14 protein-coding genes are annotated in these 18,109 nt (G+C 50.0%); 12 read left to right on the forward strand and 2 right to left on the reverse strand.

The features are described 5' to 3' along the window. Positions 1–126 precede the first annotated feature (126 nt). The 11 genes from BD749_RS01375 (at position 127) to BD749_RS01425 (ending at position 13,658) form a co-directional block, all read left to right on the forward strand. Positions 127–615 (forward strand): SixA phosphatase family protein, encoded by a 489-nt coding sequence (locus BD749_RS01375; protein ID WP_101442591.1) that lies wholly within the window; start codon positions 127–129, stop codon positions 613–615. Positions 616–711: 96 nt separating this feature from the next. Next, positions 712–1,458: a ParA family protein gene (locus BD749_RS01380; protein WP_101442592.1), complete on the forward strand. Its 747-nt coding sequence runs from the start codon at positions 712–714 to the stop codon at positions 1,456–1,458. 133 nt (positions 1,459–1,591) lie between these two features. Beyond that, positions 1,592–6,157: a HAMP domain-containing protein gene (locus tag BD749_RS01385; protein WP_101442593.1), complete on the forward strand. Its 4,566-nt coding sequence runs from the start codon at positions 1,592–1,594 to the stop codon at positions 6,155–6,157. 14 nt (positions 6,158–6,171) lie between these two features. Beyond that, positions 6,172–6,768 carry a chemotaxis protein CheW gene (locus BD749_RS01390; RefSeq protein ID WP_101442594.1) on the forward strand — a complete coding sequence of 199 codons (597 nt, stop codon included), beginning with the start codon at positions 6,172–6,174 and terminating at the stop codon, positions 6,766–6,768. Positions 6,769–6,803: 35 nt separating this feature from the next. Next, a complete protein-coding gene (locus BD749_RS01395; protein WP_101442595.1) occupies positions 6,804–7,166 on the forward strand; it encodes a response regulator in 363 nt (120 codons plus the stop codon). An 87-nt stretch (positions 7,167–7,253) separates the two neighbouring features. After that, positions 7,254–8,345, forward strand: coding sequence for a chemotaxis protein CheB (locus BD749_RS01400; protein WP_245868836.1), 1,092 nt, complete (start codon positions 7,254–7,256; stop codon positions 8,343–8,345). Further along, complete coding sequence (locus tag BD749_RS01405; RefSeq protein ID WP_101442597.1) at positions 8,342–9,976, forward strand: chemotaxis protein CheA; 1,635 nt, start codon at positions 8,342–8,344, stop codon at positions 9,974–9,976. The genes BD749_RS01400 and BD749_RS01405 overlap by 4 nt, the downstream gene beginning before the upstream one ends. A gap of 42 nt (positions 9,977–10,018) precedes the next feature. Further along, positions 10,019–10,636 (forward strand): chemotaxis protein CheC, encoded by a 618-nt coding sequence (locus tag BD749_RS01410; RefSeq protein ID WP_101443571.1) that lies wholly within the window; start codon positions 10,019–10,021, stop codon positions 10,634–10,636. Positions 10,637–10,862: 226 nt separating this feature from the next. Beyond that, complete coding sequence (gene speE, locus BD749_RS01415) at positions 10,863–12,191, forward strand: polyamine aminopropyltransferase (protein WP_101442598.1); 1,329 nt, start codon at positions 10,863–10,865, stop codon at positions 12,189–12,191. Further along, positions 12,163–13,254, forward strand: coding sequence for an agmatinase family protein (locus BD749_RS01420; protein WP_101442599.1), 1,092 nt, complete (start codon positions 12,163–12,165; stop codon positions 13,252–13,254). The genes speE and BD749_RS01420 overlap by 29 nt, the downstream gene beginning before the upstream one ends. A 71-nt stretch (positions 13,255–13,325) precedes the next feature. Next, entirely contained in the window at positions 13,326–13,658 is a 333-nt protein-coding gene (locus BD749_RS01425) for a phage holin family protein (protein WP_101442600.1), read from the forward strand. 73 nt (positions 13,659–13,731) lie between these two features. Here the strand turns inward: BD749_RS01425 and BD749_RS01430 are convergent, their stop codons facing one another. After that, complete coding sequence (locus tag BD749_RS01430) at positions 13,732–14,064, reverse strand: four-helix bundle copper-binding protein (protein WP_101442601.1); 333 nt, start codon at positions 14,062–14,064, stop codon at positions 13,732–13,734. A 167-nt stretch (positions 14,065–14,231) separates the two neighbouring features. On the opposite strand from BD749_RS01430, the gene recQ reads away from it, so the two are divergent. After that, positions 14,232–16,367 (forward strand): DNA helicase RecQ, encoded by a 2,136-nt coding sequence (gene recQ, locus BD749_RS01435; protein WP_101442602.1) that lies wholly within the window; start codon positions 14,232–14,234, stop codon positions 16,365–16,367. A 75-nt stretch (positions 16,368–16,442) separates the two neighbouring features. Here recQ and BD749_RS01440 read toward each other — a convergent pair whose 3' ends face one another. After that, positions 16,443–17,912, reverse strand: a complete 1,470-nt coding sequence (locus tag BD749_RS01440) for a S8 family serine peptidase (RefSeq protein WP_101442603.1) — start codon at positions 17,910–17,912, stop codon at positions 16,443–16,445. Positions 17,913–18,109 lie beyond the last annotated feature (197 nt).

An 18,109-nucleotide genomic window follows, 5' to 3' on the forward strand; every position in this document is an offset into this window, starting at 1 on the left:
GTTCAAATTTTTTTTCAAACATATACAACCTGAAATTGATAACATAGGTTTAACATGCCAACATTGTTTTGCTGAACAGGCTGTTTTATTAGCTTAACTATCTATACGGACCACTTTTATATTTATATGCAACGATTGTTAGTCATTTGCCGCCATGCCGAGTCAAATGATCCTTTTCCGCTACAACCTGACTTCGAGCGGGAACTTACGAAAAACGGGCAGCATCAGGCACGAATTACCGGTCAGTGGCTACGGGATTCGTTTCAGAAGGTCGACGCCATCCTTAGCAGCCCGGCTCCACGCGCCTGCCTGACCGCCAAGTTGATGGCCGATAAACTGTATTTCGATGCAGAGCAGATCAATTACGAGCCAGACCTCTACAATGCCCGCGAAAGCGTACTGGTGAACGTATTGGCTAAATTACCAGATCATATCACACGTGTGCTCCTGGTAGGTCATAATCCAGGTATAACAAGCCTCACCCGTACGCTCACAGGACAGCACGTTGCCTATCTCGAACCAGCCGGTGCATACGCCATTAAACTGGAATTGGACAAGTGGGAGGAACTACACATCAAAACCGGAAAGCTGGAATCGCAGTTCGTGCAGTCCTGAGGGCAGCATGCTCAAAGCAACAAAACTTGTCAATTTTTTTTGATAGCTTTAGACTCTCTAAATTATTGCACCTATACCTGATCATCAAAAAGCCGGATGAAAACCAAAATAGTAGCCGTAATTAATCAAAAGGGCGGCACAGGCAAAACCACCACCACCATCAACCTGGGCAGTGCTCTGAGCAAACTGGGCCACAAGGTCCTGTTAGTTGACCTTGATCCACAGAGTAATCTTTCCTACAGCCTGGCTGTCGCTTCGCCGGACTATACGCTGGCAGAAGCCTTTTTAGGCACACATTCTTTTAAGGATATTCTGGTCGAAAAAGACGGGCTATGGGTAGCACCAGGGTCAAACGAACTAGTAGATGTCGAGATATCACTGGTGGCGCAGCCAGACCGGGAGCAATTTTTGAAAACGATGCTCCAGCAAGTGAAAGGCTTTGATTATGTGTTGATTGACTGCCCGCCTTCGCTCTCGGTGCTTACCCTGAATGCCCTGACAGCTGCGCATGAGGTGCTTATACCTTTGCAAATGGAGGTGCTGACGCTACAGGGCCTGGACCAAATCATGCAAACGATCGGGAAAGTAAAAAAAGCCTTCAACCCGAAACTTAAAATAAAGGGAATCGTAGTGGTCATGTTTGATGTGCGTCGCAAACTAAGCCAAGAGGTACTGGCATACCTGCAGGAGAACGTGAAAGAAAAGATTTTCGAAAGTCAGATCAGGCTAAACGTGAAGCTGGCCGAGGCTCCCTCTTTTGGGAAAAGTGTGCTTGATTATGACAGCTCTTCTAACGGCGCAAAAGATTATGCTGCGCTTGCCGCAGAATTCAGTGAGGCATAACACATGGTTGCGAACAATCGCAATTTTTTAAGTAAATTGCAGTAACATTCCCTTTGTACTGTTCAGCCTGTCAGATCAACCTGATGCTGACAAAGGGCCGAGCAGATGACAAACCCCATACAACCCTAAACATATGGCCTTAGGTAAAAATTTGAAGCTGAGCAAAGACAAGCTCATTAGTGACGTAGAAACCAGCCAACCAGAAAAGTCGACTCCGGCGCGAACCAAAGCTAAACAGCAGGCGCCCACTGCCACCACAACCGTGGAAGAAAGGCGGGACACGCCACAACCGAAGTCTGTTGATGCTGATGCGGCTAATCCGGCAGCAAAGGCCGCTGGGCCTGATGCGGCAAAGAAAGACGCTGGCCTCAGTAAACTTGCTGTGAAAGGCGCCTCTAATGGTAAACAAAGCCAAAAGCAGGTATTGCCCTCCAGTCCCGAATACATTGGCGAGCAACTCAACAAAGTGCTTTATGCCCTCGATGCCTTCAAAAAGGGTGATATTTCGGTTCGACTGACCAAACAGAACGACGACATCTTCGCCGAGATCGCTGAAGCCTACAACTCGATGGTGGAAATGATCGGTGGTGTGGGTGGCGAGGTATCGCGCATCTCAAAAGTAGCCGGGGTGGAGGGTAACCTGAAAGCCCGTGCCTCAGCCGAGAACGCTTCCGGTTTCTGGAAGGACATGATCAACAACATCAACGGCCTGGTGGACTCTATTGCGGTTCCGGTACTTGAAGTGGGGAAAGTACTGAAGAACATCTCGCGTGGTAACCTGGACGAGACCTTCCAGATCCCGGTATCAGGTGACTTCAAGGTAATGGCCGAAACCATTAACCGCACGATTGACAACCTGAACCTGTTTGCGGGTGAGGTAACGCGTGTGGCGCTTGAGGTGGGTACCGAGGGTAAACTGGGTGGACAGGCATCGGTTCCGAACGTGGCCGGTGTATGGAAGGACCTGACAGATAATGTAAATACCATGGCCAGCAACCTGACCTCGCAGGTACGTGACATCTCGAATGTGGCAACTGCGGTGGCGAAAGGTAACCTGGCTCAGAAAGTATCGGTGGATGTACGCGGTGAGTTTGCCCAGCTGAAGGACAACATGAACCAGATGGTGGACTCGCTCAACATCTTCGCCGACGAAGTAACCCGTGTGGCTCGTGAAGTAGGAACAGAAGGACGTCTGGGCGGCCAGGCCAAAGTGCCGAACGTAGGCGGGGTTTGGAAAGACCTTACCGACAATGTGAACACCATGGCCTCCAACCTGACCTCTCAGATGCGTGACATTGCAAACGTATCCACAGCAGTTGCAAAAGGTGACCTGACTCAGAAAATCACGGTGAACGTACGCGGCGAGATGGCCGAGCTGAAAGACATCATCAACCAAATGGTGGACTCGCTCAACATCTTCGCCGGTGAGGTAACTCGAGTGGCTCGTGAAGTAGGAACAGAAGGTAAACTGGGCGGACAGGCAGCTGTACCAAATGTAGAGGGTACCTGGAAAGAACTGACTGACAACGTGAACCTGATGGCCGGCAACCTGACGCTGCAGGTACGCGACATTGCTGAGGTAGCGACTGCGGTGGCGAAAGGTGACCTGACCCAGAAAGTGTCGGTGGACGTGAAAGGTGAGCTGGGTGACCTTAAGGACATATTGAATGAAATGGTGGACCGACTGAATGTGTTTGGCGCGGAAGTAACCCGTGTGGCACGTGAGGTAGGAACCGAAGGTATACTGGGTGGCCAGGCAAACGTGCCAAACGTAGCAGGCATCTGGAAAGAACTTACGGACAACGTGAACTACATGGCGTCCAACCTGACGCTGCAGGTACGTGACATTGCCAAGGTAGCCACCGCCGTAGCGAAAGGTGATTTGAGCCAGAAGATTACCGTGAACGTACGCGGTGAACTTGCTGATCTGAAAGAGAACCTGAACCAGATGGTGGACTCCCTGAACATCTTTGCTGACGAGGTAACCCGTGTGGCAAGAGAAGTGGGTACGGAAGGGCGTCTCGGCGGCCAGGCATCGGTGCCTAATGTGGGCGGTGTTTGGAAAGACCTAACCGATAATGTGAACACCATGGCCTCCAACCTGACCCTGCAGGTACGCGACATCGCGAATGTGGCGACTGCGGTGGCGAAAGGTGATCTGGCGCAGAAAGTGTCGGTGGATGTGAAAGGTGAGCTGGGCGAGTTGAAGGAAAACATCAACCGCATGGTGGACTCGCTCAACATCTTCGCCGGTGAGGTAACCCGTGTGGCCCTCGAGGTAGGTACCGAAGGTAAGCTGGGCGGTCAGGCAACTGTGCCTAATGTTGGCGGTGTTTGGAAAGACCTTACTGACAATGTAAATACAATGGCCTCTAACCTGACAACACAGGTGCGAGGTATAGCAAAGGTTGCTACTGCGGTGGCAAAAGGCGACTTGAGCCAGAAAATTACGGTAGAAGCACGTGGTGAGCTCCTTGATTTGAAGGAGAACCTGAACGAAATGGTGGACTCGCTCAATATATTTGGTGACGAGGTAACCAGAGTGGCACGTGAAGTAGGTACCGAGGGTAAACTAGGTGGCCAGGCCAACGTGCCAAACGTAGCCGGTACCTGGAAAGACCTCACCGACAACGTGAACTACATGGCCTCCAACCTGACTTCTCAGGTACGGGACATTGCCAAAGTAGCCACCGCCGTGGCGAAAGGTGATTTGAGCCAGAAGATCACAGTTGAAGCACGCGGCGAACTACTCGACCTGAAGGAGAACTTAAACCAAATGGTGGACTCCCTGAACATCTTTGCCGACGAGGTAACCCGTGTGGCTAGAGAAGTGGGTACAGAAGGTCGCCTCGGCGGCCAGGCCAATGTACCGAAAGTGCGTGGTACCTGGAAAGAACTTACCGACAATGTGAACACCATGGCCTCCAACCTGACCCTGCAGGTACGCGACATTGCCAAGGTAGCGACTGCGGTGGCGAAAGGTGACCTGACTCAGAAAGTGTCTGTGGATGTGAAAGGTGAGCTGGGCGAGTTGAAGGAAAACATCAACCGCATGGTGGACTCGCTCAACATCTTCGCCGGTGAGGTAACCCGTGTGGCCCTCGAGGTAGGTACCGAAGGTAAACTAGGCGGACAGGCCAATGTACCGAATGTAGCCGGTGTTTGGAAAGACCTTACCGACAATGTAAATACGATGGCCTCTAACCTGACAACACAGGTGCGAGGTATAGTAAAAGTAGTAACCGCTGTATCAAAAGGTGACCTGACACAAAAGCTGACGCTGGAGGCAAGAGGCGAGATGGCAGAACTGGCCGATACCATTAATACCATGGTGATTGACCTGAACCGCCTGGCGGGTGAGGTTAGCCGCGTGGCCAGAGTAGCGGGTGTGGAAGGTAAACTGACCGAGCGTGCTACGCTGCAAGGTGTAGGTGGCAGCTGGAAAGAACTGGTAGATACCCTGAATGATCTTTTGGAGTCCATTGTAACGCCGGTACTGGAAGTATCCCGTGTAGTACGTGCCATCTCTGAAGGTGATTTGACCCAGAAAGTAGAGGCCCATACCGCTGGTGATATCCTGGATATGGCCAATGCCCTGAACCTGGCAGTTGACAACCTGAACGCCCTTTTAGGTGAAATCAATGACTCTTCGCTGGTAGTAGGAAGCTCGTCTGAAGAAATGGCAGGCAAAGGTTTGGAAATGAACCGTGTGACGCTGGACGTGGCGCTTGCCATGCAGCAGATGGCGGAAGGTGCCCAGAATCAGGCCCTTAAGACAGACCAGGCCTTTAAACTGATAGAAGAAATCATGAAAACCACGAAAGACACGGCTAACCGTGCGGAAGTGGTGAACAAATCGGCCTTACTGGGTGAGGAAACCTCGCAACTGGGTCTGAAAACAGTAGCGGAAGTGGTGAAGAACATGGAAGAGATCTCCAGTTCGGCATCGCTTACTTCTAAAACCATTGAAGTACTGAGCGTACGCTCACAGGAAATATCCAAATCGCTTGGTGTGATTACCGACATTGCCGCACAAACCAACTTGCTCGCCCTGAACGCTGCCATTGAGGCGGCCCGTGCAGGTGAGGCAGGACGTGGCTTCGCGGTGGTAGCCGAAGAGATCCGTAAACTGGCCGAGGGATCCCGTAAGTCAGCCAGCGAGATTGCTACCCTGGTTGAGGACGTGAAAAAAGACACCGCCTCTGCTGCGATGGCGATTTCGACCATGGAAGGCCGCGTATTGAAAGGAAAGAATGCTACATTCGAAGCATCCGGCGCCTTTAAGAACATTGCGGCATCCAGCGGTGAAACACTCCGTACCGCGCAGGACATCCTGACAGCAACCGAGGTACAGAAGTCATCCATCGGGGACGTAGTGAAGTACGTGGAGGAAGTAGTAGCCATTGCCGAGCAAACAGCCTCTGGTACGCAGCAGGTAGCCAGTACAGCCAAGCAACTGTCTACTTCGATGCAGGAGCTGACTTCTTCCTCTCAGAACCTGAACGACATTGCTGCTGACCTGCAGATCAGTATCTCCGCCTTCAAACTGGTGGATGGTAACCTGGTGTTTAACCATAGCCCTAGCAACCGTCGTTTGGCTTCTATGCCTGCCAAACCAAAGCAGAAGCAGTTGGCAGGTAACGCTCGTCTAAGCTCCGTTAGCTCCAGAAATAAGAATAGCGAGGACAATAGCAGATAACCCGATTTGGACTGATGAAAGAGAAGACCAACAAAAAGGAGGAGCAATCTGTGAGCGAAGCTACGGAAAACAAGTCGCAGACGATTGCTGAAACCGCAGTAGCTGCTACTGATAATCCGGCTAAACCAGATCTACTAAAGGAAGAGATGATCCATCTGATCGTCTTTAAACTGGGTGGGGAGGAATACGGAATCAAAATTGACCAGGTGAAGGAAGTTACGGTTACTCCGAGTGTGACCCGGATGCCACGCACCCCAGATTTTATAAAAGGTGTTGCCAATATTCGGGGCGATATTATCGCTATCATGAATTTGGAAGAACGCTTTGGCATACGTCCGGTTCCGGTGGACAGCGATCTGAATCCTCAGATTACCTATACCCTGGTTATAGAGGCGAAGGAATACAGCATCGGGGTTATCGTGCGCGAAGTACCGCAGTCCCTGAACCTTTCGATGACCAAGATAGACAAGACCCCATCGTTTTTACAGGATATCAACATCCATGAAAATTACATTGAGGGGATTGCCAAAGTAAACAATCGCTTGATCATTGTGCTGGATATGTACAAAATCCTGACAAATGACGAGATCAGGGAATTGAAGAGTAATTAAAGCAATTCATTCAAATTGAAGCTATACTTTAAAGTATGAAAAGAATTCTGATTGTAGATGACTCATTCTACATGCGCACCATGCTCAAAAACATGCTCACAGATGCAGGTTATGAGATAGTTGGTGAGGCTCCTAATGGGCAGACAGCTCTGGAACTTGCAAAAGAGACCAATCCTGACCTGATCACCCTGGATGTGATCCTTCCGGATAATACCGGACTTGATGTTTTGAAAGGCATCAAGGCAGATCAGCCTGACATGAAGATCGTGATTGTAAGCGCCGTGGGGCAGGAGGTGATTGTGAATGAAGCCTTGGAGTACGGTGCAATTTCCTATATCGTAAAGCCATTTTCAGAAGAGAAGGTACTGGAGGTGGTAAAGAAAGCGCTGGAAGAATAGCAACTTTCTGACCAGAGGAGTACACATTGTTGGTTGTAGGAAAGGGAGAGTACTTTGAAAGGACAGATTAACAAACTCAGGGTCTTGGTGGCGGACGGGTCAAGCTACGCCCGGTTGATACTGGAAAGCATTCTAAGTTGTTCGCCTGAGCTGGAAGTAGTAGGCCTTGCTTCGAACGGGCCGCAAGTGTTAGAAACTTTACGCCAGCGAAAAGCTGATGTCATACTGGCCTCAGCAGACCTACGCAGGAATGAGCAGCTGCTGGTTTTCAAGCAAATCTTCAGCGAGTGCCCTACGCCGATCGTGATGCTGATTGAGAAAGAAAAACTCAGCCTTGAACTACTGAAAGAAGCGATTGACCTGGGTGTTTATGGCGTGGTGCTTAAACCGGGGCCTGCAGCAAGGCCAGCCTATAGGACGCTGGCGGAGGAGATTTGCAGAAAAGTAGCCGCTGTGCGGGACACTGCCTATTGGGACCCTTCGAAACGCCTGTGTGTGCTGGGAGAAGAAATGCAGGTTTTGCCGCAGCCCACGCAACGGGAGCTTCGGAATGCCACGGCTGACACCATTATTGTGTTGGGAGCGTCGACGGGTGGCACACAAGCGGTAGAGCAGATTATCCGGCAACTGGATCCAAAACTGAAAGCTGCTGTGCTGGTTGCCATTCATTTACCACCTAAGTTCACGCACAGCTACGCCAGGAGACTAAAGGGCATGACAGACTTAACCGTGATTGAAGGACGAACGGGCCTGATTCCCAAGCCTGGTAAAGTGATCATAGCCCCCGGTGGCAGAAACATGGTCGTGCAAACGGTAATGGGAAATACCTCCAGCCTGAAAATTAGCCTCAATGAAGACGAAGAGGCGGTGCATGATCTGCCATCTGTTGACCAACTCATGGTCGCAGTTGCGCAAAGCGGTGTGCGACGCGTGGTAGGCGTGGTACTGACAGGTATGGGAAAAGACGGCACTGCCGGAGTAGCGGCCATTTCGCAGCGCAATGGAGGTCATGTGATCGCACAGGATGAGGCCTCATCAGTCATTTTTGGAATGGCGAAGTCAGCCATTGATAGTGGAAATACCGACAAAGTGCTGCCTTTGTCAGAGATTGGCCCTTACCTGAACCGGTATGTGGCAGCAGAACAGCAGCTAGTCAGTACAACTGACGTAAATTCATGAAATCGAGAGAGCAGGAGTATAAAGAGATATTTATAGCAGAAGCGCTGGAATACTATGACGCCCTAAACAGGCTCATCAGCGAACTGGAAAAAAGGCCGCAGGACGATCAGGTTCTGGCGGAGATTTTCCGTATGCTCCATAACCTGAAGGCAAATGCCAAGGCCATCGGCTACCTGCAGATCTCGGATGTGTCGCATAAGTTGGAGACGGCCTTTGGCCTGATCCGAAACAAGGAGCTCAGTTTCAGCGACGAGGTGGTGGGCGTGCTTTTTGACGGCATCGACCTGCTCGGCGAGCTGATCAAAAGCATCGACACCGATCGACAAGTTGACATTGACCCGGTCCTGATTCGAAACCTTGATATTATTGTCGACAGCCTGTCGGATAGCACCGTGGAACTGGCGAAGGTGCAGAAGTTCAGTACCTCGCGCAACCTTACGCTCTCCGACCTGATTTACATTCAGGTTAAAAAGCTGGACCACCTCATGAACCTGGTGGGCGAGTTGATCATTGACCGCGACCGCATTCTCTCGCTTAGCCGGGAGCTGGATAATGATGAGCTCAAGACGGTGAGCTCCCATCTATACCGTATCACCGAAGAGTTGCAGTACAGCGTGATGGATGCGCGCCTGGTAAGCATCGGCACCTTGTTCAACAAGTTCCCAAGGGTGGTGCGCGATATTTCTGCTGCTGAGAAGAAGGAAATCGACCTAGAGCTGAGCGGTCAGGATATTCAGATTGACCGGAACATTCTTCAGATCATGACAGACTCCCTGCTTCACCTGGTCCGCAACGCCATTACGCACGGCATCGAAAGGCCAGAGCAACGGGCTAAAGCAGGCAAAACCAAGGCAGGAATGCTGCAATTATCGGCCCGCAGTGATCGTGAAAGTGTCGTGATCAGTCTGTCGGATGATGGGAAAGGCATTGACATCGATAAAGTAAGGAAAGCAGCTGTTGCCCGGCAACTGGTCCCTGCCGATGTAGCTGAAGGGCTGCCCGATTCAGAAGTATACTCTTTCTTATTTGAGCCAGGGTTTTCGCTGGCAAAAGAAGTAACTGAGTTTTCAGGACGGGGTGTGGGCCTGGATGTGGTGAAAAATGCAATTGACTCGATAGGCGGCCGCATACGTATAGAGTCTGAGAAAGGTAAAGGCACTTCGTTTATTCTGCAGTTGCCAACCTCGATTGCTGTTAAGGGAGCGCTGTTGTTTGAAATAGACAGTATTTTTTACGCCATTCCACTGATTCATACCGATTCGGTGGTAGCACTGGACAAGGATGAGCTCCACGAAGTGGGCGAGGTGCTTGTAGCCGATATCAAAGGAGAAACTGTAACGGTCGTATACCTGGACGAGCTTCTTAACGTGGAAGAAAAACAGATGCGCCTGGGCGATAAAACACGACTGAAGGGGCAGGTACAAAACATCATTATTGTTTCGTATAACAACCGCAAGCTCGGTCTGATTGTAGACAAGCTTTACCGCCAGCAGGATATAGTGGTAAAACCACTCAGCAAACCGTTGGATAGCATTGATTTATATGGTGGTGTCACGCTGCTGGGAACAGGCAAGGTATGCCTGGTGCTGGATGTGCCCGCCATTACCAGATACTTTGTGAACAGAAGATGAGGGACTGAGGCGATGGATAACAGAACTAATCACACGATGAACATGATGGATACGCATGTAACCGAGTTGGAAAAGGATATTATCAAGGAGATCCTAAACATAGGACTGGCCCGCGCCGCCGATTCTTTTGCCACAATCGCCAAAGATAAGGTGATGCTCAAGGTGCCCGATGTGCAGCTGATCGAGGTGAAAGAACTCATCTCGCTTATTGCGAAGTTTGAAAGCTCACACTTTATTATTCAGTCTGATATTAAAGGTGATTTTAACGGTGCCACGCTCATGCTCTTTTCAGACGAGCACATCACCCAGCTCTCCAATGTGTGCCTCAGCATGCTGAATGTGCAGAAAGGTGAACTGAATGTGATGCAGGAGTCGCTGTTACTCGAGATCAGCAACATTATTACGGGAGCTTTGGTAACACAATTAGCCAATATCCTGAAGAGCAATATCTACGGTTCCCCGCCTAAAGCCCCTAAAAGCCATATTGCCAACTCGTTGAAAGATATATTGGTACAGCACCCGCTTTTCCAACCACTTGTATTCACGGTCATTACCAAGTTTCAGCACAACTCTAAAGACATCGAACTCCCATTGCTGCTGTTTTTTGATACCAGCACCTTACTTAAAATGCTTGACATCATCCGCACTTTCAAGGTATAGACGGCTATCGTATACCAGCCTGTACTTTAATTTTAAAAACGAGCGGGCTATACCTGGCAGCATTAACCTGCCAGGTATAGCCCGCTCGTTTTTTTGCCTTTTATTACCTGTTTCAACGCTGTACCATGACAGAGCCGTATCAGCCTTACTGCGTGTTTATGTTTGATTATAGCGCCAGTTTTCGTTTTTTTGCATTTTTATTTACAAGAAACCACAAAGTCAATTAATGAACGCATTAGGAAGACACATTTTAGTTGAATTTTACGATTGCTCTCCTGAACTGATGAACGATGTGATTCACATCGAAAACAGCATGGTTGCCGCCGCCGAAACAGCCGGAGCCACTGTCATCAACAGTACTTTCCATCACTTCTCGCCCTACGGTGTTTCGGGTGTGGTGGTCATTCAGGAAAGCCACCTGGCCATCCATACCTGGCCTGAGTATGGCTACGCAGCCGTAGACCTGTTTACCTGTGGCGACTCTGTTGACCCATGGGTTTCTTATAGCTACCTGAAAGAGGCTTTCCAATCCGGACACGGATCTTCGATGGAGCTTCGCCGGGGCCAGTTGAGCCTTTTGAAACGCAACGACTTTAACCTGGAGTCGCTGCGCGATGCTTCGGCCAAAACCATTGAGGCAGATGGATCAATTACAAGAGACGTCTGGTTTACTGAGCGTGACGAAAACATTGCTTTGTCTTTGAAGCACACCGGCAACCAATTGTACAAGAAAGACTCTGAATACCAGCGGGTAGAGGTATACGAAACGCTCGCTTACGGTAACATGCTGACGCTGGATGGCATGGTGATGTGTACCCAGAAGGACGAGTACGTATACCATGAAATGATCACACATGTGCCGATGTTCAGCAACCGGTCAGCCAGACGCGCCCTTGTAATCGGTGGCGGAGACGGAGGCACGGTGCGCGAACTGTTGCGCCACGAGCAACTCGAGGAAGTGACGCTGGTGGAGATCGACGAACTGGTAATTGAAGCCTGCAAACTGCACCTGCCTGAAACAGCGGTTGCATTTGACAACCCACGCCTGAACTTGTTGGTAGAAGATGGCATTAAGTATATAAAAGAGTGTGCCGACGAACATTACGACCTGATCATTGTGGACTCTGCGGATCCGGTTGGGCCAGGTGAAGGTCTGTTTACAGCAGCATTCTACAGCGAAGTATACCGCTGCCTGACGAAAGACGGCGTAATGATCACGCAAAGTGAGTCGCCACGATTCAACTCGGCTGTTTTCGTAGAAATATACGACACCTACAAGAAGATATTCGGACAGGACAAAGTACACTGCTACCTGGCGGCTATACCTACCTATCCGACCGGTACCTGGAGCTTCTCTTATTCAGCCAAAGGCAATGCAAATCCGTTAGTGTTTGATAAAGAAGCAGCAGCGGCATTCTCTCAAAGCGAGGGACTTAAGTATTACAATGAAGATATGCACATGGCTGCCTTCGCACTCCCGAACTTTGTGAAGGAGCTTTTAAATTCGAACCCTGAAAACGTTACTGATGAGTACTCCGCAGAACCAACCAATTAATAGCAAACAGCAGAAGATAGACGCATTCGACCCGAACGGTGTAGGCGATGTGAACGGTGGCCTTTTCGGTTTGCCTTTTACGATTGATGAGTCTGATGTGGTGCTTATACCTGTGCCATGGGAAGTAACTGTGTCCTACAGTGCCGGTACGGCGGCTGGTCCACAGGCCATTAAAGAAGCCTCTCCGCAGCTCGACCTTTTTGAGCCTGCCATTAAAGATGCCTGGAAACTAGGTATAGCAATGGAAGAGATTTCGGAAGAATGGGCTGCCGTGAGCGATAACCTGCGCCAGCGAGCGGAGAATTACATCAACTGGCTGGAGGAGGGAAGCCCGGAATCGGACAAGGCCGAATTCGAGAACCTGCCTGCTGAAGTTACTGAAAAAGGGGAGGAGCTGCTACAGTGGCTGAAGGCCAAAGCAAACAGCTACCTGGAGCAGGGTAAACTAGTTGGCGTTATTGGCGGTGACCACAGCACGCCGCTCGGGTTGATGCATGCCCTGGCGGATCGCCACGAAGAGTATGGTATTCTGCAGGTAGATGCCCACGCCGATTTACGGGATGCCTACGAAGGCTTCAAGTATTCGCATGCTTCCATCATGTTTAATGCGCTGCAGCTGCCTCAGGTTAAAAAACTGGTGCAGGTAGGCATACGCGACATCTGTCAGGCAGAGGCAGAGCTGGCCAACCAATCGAACGGTCGCGTGGCCATTTTTTACGACAGCGTGCTGAAGGAGAACATGTACGAAGGCGATAGCTGGAAAAAGGAATGCAAAAAGATCATCGCCCAGCTGCCGCAGAAGGTATACATCAGTTTTGATATCGACGGACTGGACCCTAAACTTTGCCCGGCCACAGGTACACCGGTACCCGGCGGACTGGAGTTTGAAGAGGCCGTATACCTGATCAAGGCGCTTGTACGTTCAGGCCGTGAGATCATCGGCTTCGATTTGTGCGAGGTGGCGCCCGGCGACAGCGAGTGGAATGGAAACGTTGGAGCCCGTCTGCTTTACAAGCTCTGCAACTGGATGGCAGTTTCGCAGAATCGCCTGGAAGCGCAGTAATCTTACCTTAATTCCCACTTTGACGTATAGCGAGATAGGAAAAATGTACTATCACTATATATCGAAACAAAATGGGAATTATCATTAAAATTTTACTGACCGGCGTGGCAGCGCTTATAGCAGCCTACATACTCCCGGGGGTGCACATTGATGGCTTTGTAACGGCGCTGATTCTGGCGATTGTGCTGGCCTTACTTAATGCAGTGGTTCGCCCGATTCTGGTTATCCTGACCATACCGGTTACTGTGCTGACACTCGGCTTGTTTTTGCTGGTGATCAATGCACTGATCATCTTACTAGCAGATTACCTGATCGGAGGTTTTAGCGTAGACGGCTTTCTATGGGCGCTTGTCTTCAGTTTGGTTCTCTCGCTTATAACAGCAATTCTGGATATGATCTTCTAGCATCCATCCGGATTACCTAAACAAAAAGCCCCTGGTTAATACCAGGGGCTTTTTGTTTTCTATACCTTAGTAATTAGCGTGACATCCAGGCTTCGCAGGCATCAGCACACTCGCGGCAGGCATCAGCACATTTCTGGCAGTGGTCATGGTCATGCTTGCGACACTCTTCTTCGCAAAGCCGGCATATCTCGATGCACTCCTTCATCACATGCTTGGCATGTGCCGATTCACGGGCTACAAAGCGGGCTGTGAGGGTACAGATGTCGGCGCAGTCGCGGTCGAGCATGATGCAGCTTACCATCATTTTCACATCGTCTTCCTGCAGGCAGGCAGTGGCACAGGTTTCGCACGCCGTAATACATTTGATCAGCACATGTTCAAGGTCATTGGTTCTTTCAGACTTCATAGTTTGTGGTTTATAAGGTTCATACTGTTTTAAAGTACGGTTACACAAGGGCATGGTTCATTTATCGAAAAGCAAAGCCAATACAGGAACCTATTTCACGATCAGAATGGTTAACTTTGGGTTTAGTACAGGAAAACTATTTTGCATCGTTACATTTTCTACACAGCATGAGTTTAGGTATAAGAGAAGCACGTGAGGCATTAAAGCTGTATTTTGGCTATGAGCAGTTCAGGCCCATGCAGGAGCAGATCATCTCGGATATCCTGCAGCAGAAAGATGTGCTGGTTCTTATGCCGACAGGCGGCGGAAAATCTGTCTGCTACCAGGTACCGGCTGTTGTGATGCCTGGCCTCTGTGTGGTTGTGTCGCCGCTCATTGCTTTGATGAAGGACCAAGTAGAGGCGCTTCTGGTAAATGGTATACCTGCTGCCTATTTGAACAGCTCGCAAACGGCTGATGAACAGTACAAGATAGAGGAAAAGGTACTGGCGGGGCAACTCAAATTGCTTTATGTGTCACCAGAGAAACTGCTCTCAGCTGGCTTTTTTTCCTTTTTGAAAAGGCTCCAGGTCTCCCTTTTTGCTGTGGACGAAGCGCACTGTATCTCGGCCTGGGGCCACGATTTCAGGCCGGAGTATACCCAGCTCCGCGCCCTGAAGCAGCAATTCCCTGCTATACCTGTCGTGGCGCTTACCGCCACAGCCGACAAGCTCACACAAAAAGATATTCAGGAGCAACTGCAACTGCGTCAGCCCAAAGTGTTTCTGTCTTCTTTCGATCGTCCCAATATTAACCTGACAGTTCTGCCTGGGCAGAACCGTTTCAATAAGATCACCGATTTTCTGTCGCGCCGTACTGGCCAGCCGGGCATTATTTACTGCCTGAGTCGCAAGGCGACAGAAAGCCTTTCGGCTAAACTGCGCGAGAACGGCTACAATGCCACATTTTACCACGCGGGTATGAGTGCTCAGCAACGCGCAAAGGCGCAAGAGGCATTCCTGCGTGACGACGTGCAAATCGTCTGCGCTACCATTGCGTTTGGTATGGGTATCGACAAATCGAATGTGCGCTGGGTCATCCACTACAACCTGCCTAAAAATATTGAGGGGTACTACCAGGAAATCGGGCGGGCCGGCCGTGACGGGGCTAAGTCGGATGCGCTGCTCTTTTACAGCTTTGCCGATGTGATGAACTTGCGCACCATGCTGTCGGACAACGACAAGGCCCAGAATGAACTGCAATTGGTGAAGCTGGAGCGAATGCAACAGTTTGCTGAGGCCACATTCTGCCGCCGCCGGATTTTGCTGCAGTACTTCGGTGAGCAAATGGGCAAGGACTGCGGAAACTGCGATATCTGCCGTAACCCCCCAAGCTGCTTTGATGGCACCCTTATTGCCCAGAAGGCACTTTCGGCTGTTGCGCGCTCACAGGAAAAGCTCAACATGAGTTTGTTGGTTGATGTGTTGCGCGGCTCGCGTAACAGCCAGGTACTGGCCGGCGGCTATGACCGCATCAAGACCTATGGCGCCGGTCGCGACATCGGTACATTGGACTGGCACCGCTATCTGCACCAAATGCTGAATGCGGGCTTGTTTGAACTGGCCTATGATCAGAATTATACCCTCAAGCTGACGGCGCTTAGCAAGCAAGTTCTTTTCGACGGACGTAAGATAGAGCTTGTGAAGTTTGAGGATGCCAAACAGCAAACAGAAGCCCTACAAAAAGAGAAGCCGAAACGCGAGATAATCAAAGATGCCCTGTTTGAGCGGCTTCGTGCCTTGCGCAAGCGCCTGGCCGATGAGCAGAACGTTCCGCCTTACGTAGTTTTCACAGATAGCACCTTGCAGGAAATGGCTGCTGAAAAGCCTTCCAACCGAATTGCCATGTTGGCCATTAGCGGGGTAGGTGCTCAGAAGTTCGAGCGCTACGGACATAGTTTCATCAACGAAATCATTGCTTTCATGACAGAAGAGCAGGCAAAAGGCAGCGCGATAAAAGGGGCTACACATTTGGTGACCTGGGAGGCTTACCAGCAGGGTCTCAGTCCAGAGGAAATCGCACGGCGCCGCAATCTAAACCCTGTCACCATCTACTCGCATCTGGCTACCTTGCTGGAGCAGGGCTATGATGTACCTGTACACGATTTTGTGTCGAAGCGTGAATACGAGGCGATTGCTGAGGCAATAGATAGTTTGGGTAAAGATGCTAAATTGAAGGATCTGTTCGAGCATCTGGAGGAGCGCTATGAGTACTTTAAAATTAGACTGTCGCTGGCCATGTACAAAATGCAGTATGCCTGGTAATGTCCATTGCGCATGATCTAAAAAAAAAGAAGGCCGCTCGTTTTAGAGCGGCCTTCTTTTTTAAGTGTATAGGTATTACTCAACAGAAGCGATCGGATCTGGCCAGCTGTCTTTGTCGCCGTTAACAGTACCCTGTGAAAACACCTCGCCGCGAAGTAACAAAATGCCTGCAACGTGTGGTGCTGCCAGTGAAGTACCGCTTCCGGCACTGCCAATACCACCGCCTATGCGTGTAGAAGTGGCGCTCACGCCTGGAGCAGCAAAGTCAACAGGAGCACCGTAGTTAGAGCTCGCCCAGAAATTCTGGTAACGGTCCATAGCTGAAACAGTATACACACCAACAGCATTTACGCGTGCCGGGGAATTAACAGAGCAGTCAGTGGCGCTGTTACCTGCTGCAATAGCAAATAGAATACCTTTGCTAGCAGCAGCTGTCACAGCATTATCAAGCGTGCTGGAGATGCCTGCGCCCAAGCTCATGTTCACGACATCACCCGGCTTAGCCATGTTATTCACATAATTAACGGCACTGATGGCGCGTGAAACGGTGCCATAGCCTGTATTGTCAAACACGCGCAGGGCTACAATGCTGGCGTTGGCTGCCACACCCACCATGCCGGTGCCGTTGTTTTTGGCAGCAATAATACCGGCTACGTTAGTACCATGTCCGAAGCCATCTTCAATAGAGGCATCACCGTAGATCAGGGATACGCTGCGCTGAAAGTCAATATTCAGGTCTGGGTGGTCAGTATCAACCCCTGAGTCGATAACCCAAACGGTTTTGCCGGTACCATCACCAAAACCATTCATGGCGATGTGCCAGGGCAGTGTTTCACCTGCCAGCGGTGTTATTTTAGTATAGGCGCTGGTTGGCTGTTCAGGCTCTGTAGGAGCAGGTTCAACCGGTGTAGGTTCTACAGGTATAGGCTCTACAGGAGTAGGTTCCGATGGTGTAGGCTCTGTAGGGGCAGGTTCGGTAGGAGTTGGCTCGGTTGGAGCAGGCTCTTCGGGTGTAGGCTCTGTCGTGTTCTTCTTTCCATTGCCGTTGCCTTTCGTGTTGGTATCAGTGCCACCTTTTGTATTGCCGCCGTTTCCTTTTGTGGTCGTATTGTCGGTACCAGGTTTTGCGAGCATAATAATCCTGTCCTGCTCAACATAGGCTACTTCCGGGTTATTTCGCAATTGCTCCAACTGGTTTTTGGTAAGTCGGGCAGCAAAACCGTTTACATTTCCTTCAAAAGTTTGTTTGATAGCTTCGCGCTCTATACCTGTGGCAAGCAGCATACGCTCACGCATTGCTACGGTAGCAGAACGGCCGGCAATGGTCATAGCACTCACGCCAGTTGAGCTTAACTTGTTTGAGCCGTTTTTGAATACTACGATGTACTGATCAGGTATTGCCTGGCCATGTTGAGCGTTTACCTGAACAGCATTTGTCTGAAACTGCTCCTCCATAAAATCCTCTTTCTGGCAACCAGAAAGAGTAACTACTGAGGCCAGGGCTAATCCTGACAACGCCTTGAATAGTGTAGAATTGTTCATCATATAAGTTTGGTTGGATTGGGAAATTAATTGCACTATAATTTTTCAAAGCCTCGTAACACAACAGGAATTTGAAAAGTTTAAGAATGAGATAAAATTGTAAGAATTTTATTTTCTCTTTAGATAGTAAAGGGCATAATATTCCTGTCTACATTTTAAAATGTGGATTCTTAAAGAATATGCCCTCGCGAAGAGAATCT

The sequence above is a fragment of the Pontibacter ramchanderi genome, from assembly GCF_002846395.1.
GTDB lineage: Bacteria > Bacteroidota > Bacteroidia > Cytophagales > Hymenobacteraceae > Pontibacter > Pontibacter ramchanderi.

Coding starts and splice junctions, on each gene's coding strand:
- BD749_RS01390 (WP_101442594.1), top strand. CDS start 6,172: ATGAAAGAGAAGACCAACAAAAAGGAGGAGCAATCTGTGAGCGAAGCT.
- BD749_RS01420 (WP_101442599.1), top strand. CDS start 12,163: ATGAGTACTCCGCAGAACCAACCAATTAATAGCAAACAGCAGAAGATA.
- BD749_RS01425 (WP_101442600.1), top strand. CDS start 13,326: ATGGGAATTATCATTAAAATTTTACTGACCGGCGTGGCAGCGCTTATA.
- BD749_RS01375 (WP_101442591.1), top strand. CDS start 127: ATGCAACGATTGTTAGTCATTTGCCGCCATGCCGAGTCAAATGATCCT.
- BD749_RS01430 (WP_101442601.1), bottom strand. CDS start 14,064: ATGAAGTCTGAAAGAACCAATGACCTTGAACATGTGCTGATCAAATGT.
- BD749_RS01405 (WP_101442597.1), top strand. CDS start 8,342: ATGAAATCGAGAGAGCAGGAGTATAAAGAGATATTTATAGCAGAAGCG.
- BD749_RS01410 (WP_101443571.1), top strand. CDS start 10,019: ATGATGGATACGCATGTAACCGAGTTGGAAAAGGATATTATCAAGGAG.
- recQ (WP_101442602.1), top strand. CDS start 14,232: ATGAGTTTAGGTATAAGAGAAGCACGTGAGGCATTAAAGCTGTATTTT.
- BD749_RS01395 (WP_101442595.1), top strand. CDS start 6,804: ATGAAAAGAATTCTGATTGTAGATGACTCATTCTACATGCGCACCATG.
- speE (WP_101442598.1), top strand. CDS start 10,863: ATGAACGCATTAGGAAGACACATTTTAGTTGAATTTTACGATTGCTCT.
- BD749_RS01385 (WP_101442593.1), top strand. CDS start 1,592: ATGGCCTTAGGTAAAAATTTGAAGCTGAGCAAAGACAAGCTCATTAGT.
- BD749_RS01440 (WP_101442603.1), bottom strand. CDS start 17,912: ATGATGAACAATTCTACACTATTCAAGGCGTTGTCAGGATTAGCCCTG.
- BD749_RS01380 (WP_101442592.1), top strand. CDS start 712: ATGAAAACCAAAATAGTAGCCGTAATTAATCAAAAGGGCGGCACAGGC.